General features: G+C 70.7%; 11 protein-coding genes. 6 read left to right on the forward strand and 5 right to left on the reverse strand.

Going from position 1 to position 13068, the window contains the following annotated elements; genetic code table 11:
• Positions 1-4 precede the first annotated feature (4 nt).
• The 3 genes from AB0F77_RS00615 to AB0F77_RS00625 are packed head-to-tail and all read right to left on the reverse strand — an operon-like array spanning position 5 to position 3530.
• Positions 5-985, reverse strand: coding sequence for an ABC transporter permease (locus AB0F77_RS00615; RefSeq protein WP_361939025.1), 981 nt, complete (start codon positions 983-985; stop codon positions 5-7).
• The gene (locus AB0F77_RS00620) at positions 978-1901 is read right to left on the reverse strand and encodes an ABC transporter permease (RefSeq protein WP_361939028.1); all 924 of its coding nucleotides are present in this window, start codon (positions 1899-1901) and stop codon (positions 978-980) included. The genes AB0F77_RS00615 and AB0F77_RS00620 overlap by 8 nt, the downstream gene beginning before the upstream one ends.
• Before the next feature lie 6 nt (positions 1902-1907).
• On the reverse strand, positions 1908-3530 hold the full coding sequence (locus tag AB0F77_RS00625) for an ABC transporter substrate-binding protein (RefSeq protein ID WP_361939031.1): 1623 nt from the start codon (positions 3528-3530) through the stop codon (positions 1908-1910).
• Between the two features lie 321 nt (positions 3531-3851).
• Here AB0F77_RS00625 and AB0F77_RS00630 point away from each other — a divergent pair, with 321 nt between their 5' ends.
• The 6 genes from AB0F77_RS00630 (at position 3852) to AB0F77_RS00655 (ending at position 10724) form a co-directional block, all read left to right on the forward strand.
• Positions 3852-4598: a class I SAM-dependent methyltransferase gene (locus AB0F77_RS00630; protein WP_361939034.1), complete on the forward strand. Its 747-nt coding sequence runs from the start codon at positions 3852-3854 to the stop codon at positions 4596-4598.
• A gap of 239 nt (positions 4599-4837) precedes the next feature.
• A complete protein-coding gene (locus tag AB0F77_RS00635; protein WP_361939037.1) occupies positions 4838-6709 on the forward strand; it encodes an ABC transporter substrate-binding protein in 1872 nt (623 codons plus the stop codon).
• A gap of 52 nt (positions 6710-6761) precedes the next feature.
• Positions 6762-7823: an ABC transporter permease gene (locus AB0F77_RS00640; RefSeq protein ID WP_361939040.1), complete on the forward strand. Its 1062-nt coding sequence runs from the start codon at positions 6762-6764 to the stop codon at positions 7821-7823.
• The gene (locus AB0F77_RS00645; protein WP_361939043.1) at positions 7820-8734 is read left to right on the forward strand and encodes an ABC transporter permease; all 915 of its coding nucleotides are present in this window, start codon (positions 7820-7822) and stop codon (positions 8732-8734) included. The genes AB0F77_RS00640 and AB0F77_RS00645 overlap by 4 nt, the downstream gene beginning before the upstream one ends.
• Positions 8731-9729 (forward strand): ABC transporter ATP-binding protein, encoded by a 999-nt coding sequence (locus AB0F77_RS00650; protein WP_361939046.1) that lies wholly within the window; start codon positions 8731-8733, stop codon positions 9727-9729. The genes AB0F77_RS00645 and AB0F77_RS00650 overlap by 4 nt, the downstream gene beginning before the upstream one ends.
• A complete protein-coding gene (locus AB0F77_RS00655; RefSeq protein ID WP_361939049.1) occupies positions 9726-10724 on the forward strand; it encodes an ABC transporter ATP-binding protein in 999 nt (332 codons plus the stop codon). Before AB0F77_RS00650 ends, AB0F77_RS00655 begins: the two co-directional genes overlap by 4 nt.
• A 140-nt stretch (positions 10725-10864) precedes the next feature.
• Here the strand turns inward: AB0F77_RS00655 and AB0F77_RS00660 are convergent, their stop codons facing one another.
• A complete protein-coding gene (locus tag AB0F77_RS00660) occupies positions 10865-12013 on the reverse strand; it encodes a dipeptide ABC transporter ATP-binding protein (RefSeq protein WP_361939052.1) in 1149 nt (382 codons plus the stop codon).
• Positions 12006-13064, reverse strand: coding sequence for an ABC transporter ATP-binding protein (locus AB0F77_RS00665; protein WP_361939055.1), 1059 nt, complete (start codon positions 13062-13064; stop codon positions 12006-12008). Before AB0F77_RS00665 ends, AB0F77_RS00660 begins: the two co-directional genes overlap by 8 nt.
• Between the last annotated feature and the right edge of the window lie 4 nt (positions 13065-13068).

Genomic DNA, 13068 nt, shown 5'->3' on the forward strand with positions numbered 1-13068 from the left:
CGGCTCACCTCAGCTTCGGGTCGAGGGCGTCGCGCACCGCGTCGCCCAGCATGATGAAGGCCAGGACGGTGATCGCCAGCGCGCCCGAGGGCCACAGCAGGGCGTGCGGGGCGTTGCGGATGTAGGGCGAGGCGGCGGAGATGTCGATGCCCCAGGAGACGCTGGGCGGCTTGAGGCCGACGCCGAGGTAGGACAGGGTCGCCTCCAGCGAGATGTAGGTGCCGAGCGCGATGGTCGCCACGACGATGACCGGGGCGACGGCGTTGGGCGCGATGTGCCGCAGCAGGATGCGGGAGTGGGAGGCGCCCAGGGCGCGGGCGGCCTGCACGTAGTCGTGCTGCTTGGACGTGATGACGGAGCCGCGGGCGATGCGGGAGAGCTGCGGCCAGCCCAGCAGCACCATGAAGCCGATGACGGGCCAGACGGTGTTGCTGGTGACCACGGAGAGCAGGACCAGGCCGCCGAGGACGACCGGGATGGCGAAGAACACGTCGGTGAGCCGGGAGAGGACGGAGTCCCACGGGCCCCCGAAGAACCCGGCGAGCCCGCCGAGCACCGAGCCGAGGAGCGCGACCCCGAGCGTGGCGCAGACGCCGACCGTCACCGACGTACGGGCGCCGTACACGGTGCGGGTGTAGACGTCGCAGCCCTGTCCGTCGAATCCGAAGGGGTGGCCGGGTTGGGAGCCCTCCTGGGCCTTGGCGAGGTTGCACGAGAGGGGGTTGCCGGAGGCGATCAGCGAGGGCCACAGGGAGATCACGACGAGGAAGAGGATGACGAGGGCGGAGACGAGGAAGACCGGGTTGCGGCGCAGGTCGCGCCAGGCGTCGGACCACAGGGAGCGGGGCTTCCCCTGCGGGCCGGTGCCGAGGGGACCGCCGGGGACCTTCTCCAGGGTCTCCGCCTCGCTGGTCGCGAGGTCCATCGCGCCGCCGGCCCCGGTGCCGGCGATGGCGCTGTCGGGCTCGAACGGCTGCTCAGGCATAGCGGATCCTCGGGTCGAGTACGGCGTAGAGGAGGTCGACGAGCAGGTTGGCCACCAGGAAGACGAGGACGAGGACGGTCACGAAGCCGACGACGGTCTGGGTGTTCTGGCGCAGGATGCCCTGGTAGAGCTGGTAGCCCACGCCGTGGATGTTGAAGATCCGCTCGGTGACGATGGCCCCGCCCATCAGGGCCCCGATGTCGGTGCCGATGAAGGTGACGACGGGGATGAGCGAGTTGCGCAGCAGGTGCCGGGTGATGACGCGGTGCCGGGGCAGCCCCTTGGCGATCGCGGTGCGGACGTAGTCGGAGCGCTTGTTCTCGGCGATGGAGGTGCGGGTCAGCCGGGTGACGTAGGCGAGCGACACGGAGGCGAGGACCAGGCCCGGCACGATCAGCTCGCCGAACGCGGCGTCGGCGGACACCGACGGCTGGATCCACTGCCACTCGACGCCGAGCAGCAGCTGGAGCACCAGGCCGGTGACGAAGACGGGCACCGAGATGACGACCAGGGTGAGCACCAGGACCCCGGTGTCGACCGGCCGGCCGCGGCGCAGCCCGGTGAGCACGCCCAGGGTGATGCCGACGACGACCTCGAAGAGGATCGCGACGATCGTCAGCCGTACGGTCACGGGGAACGCGGTGGCCATCAGCTCGGTGACGGGCTGGCCGTTGAACGCCGTGCCGAAGTCGCCGGTGAAGACGTTCCCCATGTAGGTGAGGTATTGCTGCCACACCGGCTTGTCGAGGCCGAACTCCTTCTTGAGCTGGGCGGCGGTGGCGGGGTCGCACTGCCGCTCGCCGCACAGTCCCGCGATGGGGTCGCCCATGACGTTGACCATCAGGAAGATCAGCAGCGTGGCCCCGACGAACACCGGGATCATCTGGAGCAGCCGCCGGACGACGTAGCGTCCCATCGCGGTTCAGCCGACCTTGATCTCGTTGTAGACCGGGACGCTGAAGGGGTTCAGCGCCACGTTCGAGAGCCGCTGCGAGTAGCCCGCGCTGCCGTTCTGGTACCAGAGCGGGATGGCGGCCATGTTGTCGCGGACGACCTCCTCGGCCTGCTGGAAGGTCTTGACCGACCGGGCGGTGTCGGTCTCGGCGTTGGCCCGGTCGACGAGCTCGTCGAAGTCCTCGTTCGACCACTGGCCGTCGTTGGAGGAGGCACCCGTGTAGTAGAGCGGCTGGAGGAAGTTCTGGATGAGCGGGTAGTCCATCTGCCAGCCCGCCCGGAACGGGCCGCTCATCTTGTGGCGGCCGATCTGGTTGCGGAAGTCGGCGAAGGTGCCGACCGGGTTGCCGACGCAGGCGTGGTCGTCGCCGAGGGCGTTGTTGATGGAGTTGCACACGGCGTCCACCCACTGCTTGTGGGAGCCGGTGTCCGCGTTGTACGTGATCTTGACCTGTCCGCCGGGAATGCCGCCGCCCTCCTGGATCAGCTTCTTGGCCCCGGCGGGGTCGTAGTCGCAGGCGTGGCCGCACAGTCCCTCCTTGAAGCCGCCGTCGACGCCGAGCACCGGTGAGGTCCAGTCGGTGGCGGGGGTGCGGGTCTGCTGGAAGATCGTGTCGGTGATCTGCTTGCGGTCGATCGCCATGGACAGGCCCGTGCGGACCTTCTCGGAGCCGCTCCTGTTCCAGGCCGGGTCGTAGAACGGGAAGGCGAGGGTCTGGATGATGCCGGCCGGGGTGTTGATGTAGCGGTCGCCGAGGTCGCTCCCGACGTTCTTGAGCTGGGCGGCGGGCACGTCGTCGACCAGGTCGAGGTTGCCGGCCATGAGGTCGGTGTAGGCGGTGTTGTTGTCGGTGTAGACCTTGAGGGTCACGCCGCCGTTGCGGGCCTTGTCCTGGCCGGGGTAGGCGTCCCAGGTGCGCAGCTCCATCTGGGCGCCCTTGGCGTACGACTGGACGGCGTACGGCCCGTTGCCCACGGGCTTGGCGAGCCAGCCGGCGTGGTCGGTGAAGAAGGACTGCGGCAGCGGGGCGAAGGCGGCGTAGCCGAGGGTGTCGGGGAAGCCGGAGAACTTCTGGTTGAGCCTGACGGTGAAGGTGTGGTCGTCGACGACCTCGAGGCCGTCGAGCTTCTCGGCGGTCTGCGAGCCGCCCTCCGGGTGGACCTTGTCGTAGCCGTCGATGTAGCCGAAGAAGTAGGCGTTCTTCTGGTTGTTCCGCAGGCTCGCGCCGTAGTTCCAGGCGTCCACGAAGGACTCGGCGGTGACCTTCTCGCCGTTGCTGAAGGTCCAGCCGTCCTTGATCGTGACGGTGTAGTTCTGCGAGTCCGTGGTGTCGATCCTCTCGGCGAGCATGTTCTCGGCCGCGCCGGTCTTCGGGTTGTAGCGCTTGAGGCCGCGGAAGATCATGTCGAGGACCTTGCCGCCCTGCACCTCGTTGGTGTTCGACGGCTCCAGCGGGTTCTGCGGGTCGCCCCAGGAGGAACTGAGCACGGCGCTCCCGCCCGTGCCCCCGCCCCCACCGCCGCAGGCCGTCGCCGCCAGCGCCACCGCCGCCGCGACGGCGGCCCGTCGGGCGTTCCTGGCTCCACGCATGGCGTGCCTCCTCCGTGAATACCGATCCGTTAACGGTCAATATCCGGCCAATCGCCATAAAACGCATGCACGCACCACCCATCCGGGGGCGTCCCGAGGAAACGATTCATCCGGATGCGCTCAACCGGGGGACGGAGCGCGGCCCGCCGGTGCGGCGGACGAGCGGGGCGGGGCCGCACACGGCCGACGGAGGATCACCGTCCGGGCGCACCGGCGCACACCGCGCGGGAGATCTCACGGAGGGTCAACTGCCTTGCGCACAAGGCCAGTAAGAAGGCCGAACGTGCCGTTCGGTTCATCCGCGTGTGGCACACTGCCGCGATGGTCGACCGCTCGTTCGTGGATCTTTCCCTCGCCTCGCTGTACGACGCCCTCAATCCCTGGGGACCCGGCGACGACTTCTACCTCGACCTGGTGATGTCCGCCCGGTCGGTGCTCGACGTCGGCTGCGGCACCGGCCAGTTGCTGGCCCGGGCCCGCCGGGAGGGCCACGAGGGCACGCTCACCGGTCTCGATCCGGCCGCCGCGATGCTCATCCAGGCCCGGCACCGCGAACCGGACGTGAGCTGGGTGCTCGGCGACCTGGGGACACGGCTGTGGGACGGCGAATTCGACCTGGTCGTGATGACCGGCCACGCCTTCCAGGTGTTCGCCCACGACGACGAGCTGCACGAGGCACTGACCGCCGTCCGGTCGGCCCTGGCGCCCGGCGGGCGGTTCGTGTTCGAGACCAGGCACCCGGCGGGCCGTCCCTGGACCCGCTGGACGTCCGACGACGTCCGCACCGTCACCGACCCCGAGGGCCGCGCCGTGAAGGTGCGCCGGGAGGTCGACGGCACTCCGGCCGGACACCGCGTGACCGTCAAGGAGACCTTCGAGAGCGAGATCTGGCCGCGCCCGCGAATCAGCCGCTCCACCTTGCACTTCCCGGACCCCGACCGCCTGTCGCTCGTCCTGGGGCGGGCCGGGCTGCGGGTCCTCGAGCAGTACGGCGACTGGGAGCGGGGACCGTTGACGCAGGCCAGCGGCGAGATCGTCACCGTCGCCACAGCGGCCGTCGACGGCTGACACGGGCCGCGGCGGCGCCGGCGTTCCACCAGCCCACCTTCACCGGTCTAGACCAATGTTTGCATCTCGGAACATCAACTCGCCGTTTTCGCAGGCCACGCCCGCTTCTCGCGCGCCGTTGACGTGCGCGGACCCCCGCTGATAGACACACTCATCACCCGCCCGGCGTCACCAGGCAAAACCCGTACGACGTCCGAACAAGCTGTCCCTGTGCGAGCGATGACGCGAGGTCACGATTCATGAGCAGGCAAGATCAGCACGGTAGAAGTCGTTCACTCCCGAGAATCCCGCGAAACCGTGCGCCCCGGCTCGTCGCCGCTGCCGGCGCCCTCGCCGTGACGCTCTCGGCGGCCCTCGCCACCCCCCTCGATCCGGCGCCCTCGCGAGCCGAGGCGGCCCCCGCCGACAAGGTCCTCACCGTCGCCGTCGCGCAGAGCGTCGACTCGCTCAGCCCCTTCCTCGCGGTACGCCTGCTCAGCACCAGCGTGCTGCGGCTGACGTACGAGTACCTCACCGACTACGACCCCGGGGACGCCCACCCGGTCCCCGGTCTGGCCACCAAGTGGACGTCGTCCGCGGACAAGCTCACCTGGACGTACACCATCCGTTCCGGCGCGAAGTGGTCGGACGGGCAGCCCGTGACCGCGCGCGACGCGGCATGGACCTTCAACAAGATGATGAGCGACCAGGCGGCCGCCACCGCGAACGGCAGCTTCGTCGCCAACTTCCGCGAGGTGACGGCCCCGAGCCCCACCGAGCTGGTGGTGCGGCTGAAGCAGCCGCAGGCCACGATGACCGCCCTGGACGTACCGATCGTGCCCGAGCACGTCTGGAAGGACGTCACGGACTTCTCGAAGTTCAACAACGACAAGAAGTTCCCCATCGTGGGCGACGGGCCGTACGTCCTGACCGACTACAAGCCCGACAGCTACGTACGGCTGAAGTCCAACAAGTCCTTCTGGCGCGGAGCCCCCAAGTTCGACGAGCTGGTCTTCAAGTACTACAAGGACCAGGACGCCGCGGTGGCCGCGCTGCGCAAGGGCGAGGTGTCCTTCGTCGCCGGCTCGCCCTCCCTGACCCCGGCCCAGGCCGCCTCGCTCAAGGGCGAGAAGGACATCCACGTCAACGAAGGGCCCGGCCGCCGCTTCTACGCCCTCGCCACCAACCCGGGCGCGCGGGCGAGGAACGGGCAGAAGTTCGGTGACGGCGACCCCTCCCTGCTGGACCAGCGGGTGCGGCACGCCCTGTTCATGGCGATCGACCGCAGGACCGTCATCGACAAGGTCTTCCAGGGGCACGCGGTCGAAGGGCAGGGCTACATCCCGCCGCGCTTCTCCACGTACTTCTGGAAACCGTCCGCGGACCAGCGGCTCGCCTACGACCCGGTGGCGGCGGGCCGGCTGCTCGACCAGGCGGGCTACAAGAAGAACGGCGACGGGCGAAGGGTCGGCAAGGACGGCAGACCGCTGAAGTACCGCGTCCTGTGCCACGCCACCGACCCGAACGACAAGGCCGTCGGTCAGTACCTCCAGGAGTGGTGGGGCAAGCTCGGCATCGGCATGACGCTCGACTGCCTCGACAACGTCACCGACCCCTGGCTCGCGGGCAAGTACGACCTCGCGTTCGACGGCTGGTCCGTCAATCCGGACCCGGACTTCGTCCTGTCCATCCACACCTGCGCGGCGCTCCCCGCCACCCCGAAGGACACCGGGGCCACGGACAACTTCATCTGCGACAGGACGTACGACGAGCTGTACGCGAAGCAGCTCGCGGAGTACGACCCCGGCCGGCGGGCGGAGCTGGTGAAGCAGGCGGAGTCGCGGCTGTACGACCTGGGGTACATGAACGTCATGGCGTACCCGAACGCCGTCGAGGCGTACCGCACCGACCAGATCAAGTCGATCCGGACCATGCCCAGCGCCGCCGGCAACCTCTACGGCCAGGACGGCTACTGGAGCTGGTGGTCCGCGGTCCCGGCCGACTCCGGGTCCTCCGGCGGTGGCGGCTCGACGGGCGTGGTCGTCGGTGTCGTCGCGGGCGTCGTGGTCCTCGCCGGAGCGGGCTTCCTGTTCGCGCGGCGCCGAGGCGCCACCGCAGACGACCGCGAGTAGCCGATGGACACCACCGACCGACCGCTCCCCACCCTCCGCCGGGAGGGCCGTCATGACGGCTGAGACCGCCCGGCCGCCGACCGGGGCCGCGGACCCGCTCCCCGGGCCCGCGCTCCGGGGAGCGCGCGCCGGCGCCTGGGCCGGGTACGTCAGGTACGGCGCGGGGAAGCTGGGGGGCGCCCTCGTCTCCCTGCTCGCCGTCCTCGTCACCGGCTTCTTCCTGTTCCGGCTGATCCCGGGCGACCCGGTGCGGACCATGACGGGCGGACGCCCGGTCTCGGCCCGCCAACTCGCCGAGTACCGGCGCGAGTTCGGGCTCGATCTGCCGGTGTGGGAGCAGTTCACGGACTACTGCGGCAAGGCCCTCACGGGCGATCTGGGCACCTCGTACCAGTTCCGCGCCCCGGTCGTCGACAAGATCTCCGAGGCCCTGCCCAACACCCTGCTGCTGACCGGCACCGCGTTCGTGCTCTACACCCTGCTCGGCATGTACCTCGGCACCCGCTCGGCCTGGCGGCACGGGCGCCTCGGCGACCGGCTGCACACCGGACTGGCGCTGACCCTGTACTCGGTCCCCTCGTTCTGGCTCGGCCTGCTGCTCATCGTGGTGTTCTCGGTGGGCCTCGGCCCCGTCCCCGGGCTGTTCCCGACCGGCGGCATGGAGTCCGGCGGAAAGGAAGGACTCGCCTACGTCCTGGACGTCGCCCGCCACCTCGTCCTGCCCGTGATCACCCTCGTCGCCGTCGAGTACGGGCAGACCCTGCTGGTCGCCCGCTCCGCACTGCTCGACGAGATGGGCAGCGACTATCTGACCACCGCACGGGCCAAGGGCCTCAGGGACGACCTGGTACGGCGCCGGCACGCCGTGCCCAACGCGCTGCTGCCCACCGTCACCCTCGTCTTCGTCAACCTCGGCCGGACCGTCGCGGGCGTGATCCTGGTCGAGACGGTGTTCTCCTGGCCGGGTCTCGGCGGACTCTTCTACCAGGCGCTCAGCGTTCCCGACCTGCCTCTGGTGCAGGGCCTGTTCCTCTTCTTCGCCGCGGCGGTGATCGTCATGAACACACTGGCGGACCTGGTCTATCCGCTGCTCGACCCCCGGGTGGGCCGATGAGCACCGAGGTCACCCGGCAGCCCGGACGGCGGGCACTCGCCTGGCAGCGGCGCCGCGGCTCGGCGACCCGGTTCTGGCAGCTCTACCGCACGCACCGGGCCGGCCTCGCCGGGCTGGCCGCCCTGGTGCTGTTCGCGCTCGTCGCGCTGACCGCGCCGCTCACGGTCGGCTCCGACGTGGCCGGGGTGACCGACGCACCCGGCAGTCCGCTGGAGTCGCCGAGCGGTGAATTCCCGCTCGGCACCGACCGGTTCGGACGCGATCTGCTGGGTCTGGTGGTCTGGGGCTCGCGTGTCTCCCTGCTGGTCGGGCTGCTCGCGGCCGTCCTGTCGGTGGCGATCGGCGCCGTGGTCGGCATCACCGCCGGGCACTTCCGGGGCGCCTGGGGAACCGTGCTGATGCGGGTCACGGACTGGTTCCTGGTGATGCCGACCCTGGTCCTCGCCATCGCGCTGGCGACCGTCATGTCCCGCTCCCTGAACACGGTGATCCTCGCGATCGGCGTCACCACCTGGCCGACGACCGCCCGGCTGGTGCGGGCCCAGACGCTCGCGGTGGAGTCCCGGCCGTACATCGAGCGGGCCAGGGCGCTCGGCGGCGGCCACTGGCACGTGATGACCCGGCACGTGCTGCCCAACGTGATGCCGCTCGTGCTGGCGCAGACCACGCTGATGGTCTCCTCGTCGATCCTGGCGGAGGCGACCCTGGCCTTCGTCGGCCTCAGCGACCCGACGGTGGTCTCCTGGGGCGGACTGCTCCAGGACGCGCGCGAGGCGGGCGCGGTCAGTGCCGGCGACTGGTGGTACCTGGTGCCGCCCGGTGTCGCGATCGCCCTGGTCGCGCTGGCTTTCACGCTCTGCGGGCGGGCCGTGGAGTCCGTGCTCGATCCCAGGAGGGGGGTGACCCGGTGACGCTCCTGGAGGTCCGGGACCTGCGGGTGACCTATCCCGGCGGGGCCGCCGCCGTGCGCGGGGTGGACCTGTCGGTGGCCGCGGGGCAGAAGCTCGGGATCGCGGGCGAGTCCGGCTGCGGCAAGTCCACGCTGGCGCTCGCGCTGCTGCGGCTGCTGCCCGCCGGGACACGGGTGAGCGGGGAGGTCCTGCTCGACGGCGAGGACGTGCTCACGATGCGCTGGGGGCGGGTGCGGGCGGTGCGCTGGGCCGGCGCCTCCATCGTCTTCCAGGGCGCCATGCACTCGCTCAACCCGGTGCACCGCGTCGGTGACCAGATCGCCGAGCCGATCCTGCTGCACGGCCGGGCGAGCGCCGCCGCGGCCAAGCGCCGGACGGGCGAGCTCCTGGAACAGGTGGGGCTGCCCGCGGCACGGGCGGCGGCGTACCCGCACGAACTCTCCGGCGGACAGCGGCAACGCGTCATGATCGCCATGGCGCTGGCCTGCGATCCCCAGCTGGTCGTCGCCGACGAACCGACGACCGCGCTGGACGCGATGATCCAGGCACAGATCCTCACGCTGATCCAACGGCTCGTCACCGACCAGGACCTGGCCCTGATCATGATCAGCCACGATCTCGCGGTCCTGGCCGACACCTGCGACCGGCTGGCCGTGATGTACGCGGGCCGGGTGGTCGAGGAGGGCCCGGCCCGTGCGGTCCACGAGGACGCCCTGCACCCCTACGCCCGGGCCCTGTCCGGGGCGTTCCCCCACATCGGCGACCCCGCCTCCCGGTTCGCGCCCCGGGGACTCGCCGGGGATCCACCCGATCCGGCCGCGCTGCCCTCCGGCTGCGCCTTCCACCCGCGCTGCCCGGTCGCGTTGGAGAGCTGCACCACGGAGGACCAGGCACTGCGCGGGACGGCCGGGGCGCGGCGGGCCGCCTGTGTGCACGTCGCGGCGGACGTTCCCGGCCAGGGCGCGGGCGCGCAGGACACGAGGAGCACGGCATGACCACCACGCCACCGCCCACGCCCCTGCTCGACGCGCGGGGACTGCGCGTGACGTTCCCCGGCCGCCGCGGGGCGCCCGCGGCGCGGGCCGTGGACGGGGTCGAACTCGGCATCCGGGCCGGGGAGATCGTGGCCCTGGTGGGCGAGTCGGGCTGCGGCAAGACGACGCTCGCGCGGGCGCTGCTGGGCCTCGTGCGGCCCGTCTCGGGTCAGGTGCGGTTCGACGGGAAACCGCTGGAGTACGCGTCGAAGGCGCTCAAGGCGTACCGGCGGCGGGTCCAGCTGGTCCTCCAGGACCCCAGCGGGTCGCTGAACCCCCGGCACACCGTCTACGAGGCGGTGGCCGAGGGGCTGCGGATCCACGGGCACCCCGGGGACGAGCGGACGGCCGTCGCCGAGGCGCTGTCGCGGGCGGGGCTGCGGCCGCCCGAGCGGTTCTTCCTCCGTCGTCCGCACGAGCTCTCCGGCGGACAGCGGCAGCGCGTGGTCATCGCGGGAGCGCTCGTCCTGGCGCCCGAACTCCTCGTCGCCGACGAGCCGGTGGCGTCGCTCGACGCCTCCGTGCGGGGCGAGATCCTGGGCCTGCTGCTGCGGCTGCGCGCCGATCTGGGGCTGGCCGCGCTGGTGGTGACCCATGACCTGGGACTGGCCTGGAACGTCGCCGACCGGGTCGCCGTGATGTACCTGGGGCGGATCGTGGAGACGGGCCCGGTGGAAGAGGTCCTGACCTCGCCCCGGCATCCGTACACCCAGGCCCTGCTGTCGGTCCTGCCGGACGCCCCGGGCGACCCCGTGGTCCTGTCGGGGGAGCCTCCGGACCCGTCCCGTATCCCGTCCGGCTGCCGCTTCCGCGCCCGTTGCCCGGTGCTGGCCGACGGCGGGGCCGAGCGGGCGGGCGTCGCCGACCGCTGCCGCACGGAGGACCCGGAGATCCTGCACGGCGGGAACGAACCGCAGGTCGCCTGCCACTGGGCTCATGCAAGGCCCGCGGACTGAGCCCCGCGGCCGTCGGACGCGCGCTCCCTGTCCGGGCTCAGGAGAGCGGGTCGTGGGCAGCCGCGGGTCCGTCGTGGCTGGTCGCACGTGTTCCCCGCGCCCCTTCGGGGCACGGGGAACCGGAGGCCGGACGGTGGCCGTCAGGCCGCGTGGACGATGTCCTTCTCCTCGGCGAAGTGGCAGGCCGACTCGTGGGCCGCCGGCGAGTCCGTGCCCTGGAAACGCTCGGGCACCGCGAGGAGGGGAACCTCCTGCGCGCACTTGTCCTGCGCCTTCCAGCAGCGGGTGCGGAAGCGGCAGCCCGACGGCGGGTTGGCCGGGGACGGGACGTCGCCGGTGAGGATGATCCGCTCGCGGTTCTCGCGGGCCTCGGGGTCCGGCACGGGCACCGCGGACAGCAGCGCCTGGGTGTACGGGTGCGTCGGATGGTCGTAGATCTGCTCGTCGCTGCCGATCTCGGCGATCTTGCCGAGGTACATGACCCCGACCCGGTCCGAGATGTGCCGCACGATCGACAGGTCGTGCGCGATGAAGATGTAGGACAGGTTGAACTCGTCCTGGAGTCGCTCCATCAGGTTGATCACCTGGGCCTGGACCGACACGTCCAGCGCGGAGACCGGCTCGTCGCAGATGATGATCTCGGGGTTGAGCGCGAGGCCGCGGGCGATGCCGATGCGCTGGCGCTGCCCGCCCGAGAACTGGTGCGGGTACCGGTTGATGTACTCCGGGTTGAGACCGACGACGTCCAGCAGCTCCTGCACCCGCTTGCGCCGGTCGCCCTTGGGAGCCACCTCGGGGTGGATGTCGAAGGGCTCGCCGATGATGTCGCCGACCGTCATCCGCGGGTTGAGCGAGGTGTACGGGTCCTGGAACACCATCTGGATGTTGCGGCGCACCGCCTTCAGGGCCCGCCCCGACAGCCGGGTGATGTCCTGGCCCTTGTAGAAGATCTCGCCGGCGGTCGCCCGCTCCAGGTTCATCAGCAGCTTGGCGACGGTGGACTTGCCGCAGCCCGACTCGCCCACGATGCCCAGGGTCTCGCCCTGGTGCAGGTCGAAGGAGACTCCGTCGACGGCCTTGACGGCGCCGATCTGCTTCTTGAACAGGATGCCCTGGGTGAGCGGGAAGTGCTTCATCAGGTTGCGCACCTGAAGGATCGGTTCGCCCCGTTCGACGGGCGACTCGATCACGGTGACGGCCTCGTCCTCGCTGTGGGCGTCGACCACGTCCACCTCGGAGACGTTCGGCGTGGCGTCCTGCGGCTCGTCGTTCTTGCTGAGCTCAGCCATGGATCGTCTCCTTCCAGAAGTGGCACGCCGAAGCGCGGCCGACCAGTTCGGTGCCGTCCTTCTCGGAGATCGGCAGCAGCGCCGGGACCTGCTCGTGGCAGATGTCCTGGGCCTTCGGGCAACGCGGGTTGAACGCGCAACCGCCGGGGATACGCAGCAGGTTGGGCGGCAGACCCTTGATCGCGTAGAGCTCCTGGCCCTTCTGGTCCAGGCGCGGGATCGAGTCCAGCAGACCGCGGGTGTACGGGTGCGCCGGACGCTTGTACAGCTCGTGGACGGGGGCACGCTCCACGATCCGTCCCGCGTACATCACCGCGATCTTGTCCGCGACGTCGGCGACCACGCCGAGGTCGTGGGTGATCAGGATCAGACCCATGTTGTACTCGCGCTGCAGTTCCGCGAGCAGGTCCATCACCTGGGCCTGGACGGTCACGTCGAGGGCCGTCGTCGGCTCGTCGGCGATGATCAGGTCCGGCTCCAGGGCCAGCGCCATGGCGATCATGATGCGCTGGCGCATACCGCCCGAGAACTGGTGCGGGTAGTCGTTGACGCGGGCCGCCGCGGCCGGGATCTTCACCCGGTCCATCAGCTCGATGGCCTTCGCCTTGGCCTCCTTCTTGGAGAGGCCCTGGTGAACGCGGAACATCTCGCCGAGCTGGTAGCCGACGGACAGCACCGGGTTGAGCGAGCTGAGCGCGTCCTGGAAGATCATGGCGATGCGGCTGCCGCGGATCTTGCGGCGCTCCTCGCCGGACATCTTCAGCATGTCCTGGCCGCGGAACAGGATCTCGCCCTGCGGGATCCTCGCCGGGGGCATGTCCAGGATGCCCATGACGGCCTGGGCCGTCACGGACTTGCCGGAGCCGGACTCGCCGAGCACGGCCAGCGTCTCGCCCGCGCGGACGCTGTAGTTCACGCCGTTGACGGCCTTGACGACACCCTCGCGGGTGTGGAACTCCACGTGCAGGTCACGCACGTCGAGCAGGGGTACGTCGCCCTCTCCGCCCTCACGGGGCGACGGCACGGGGACGACTTCGTCGATGATGGTCACGTGT

This window comes from Streptomyces sp. NPDC026672 (assembly GCF_040638185.1).
Lineage (GTDB): Bacteria > Actinomycetota > Actinomycetes > Streptomycetales > Streptomycetaceae > Streptomyces.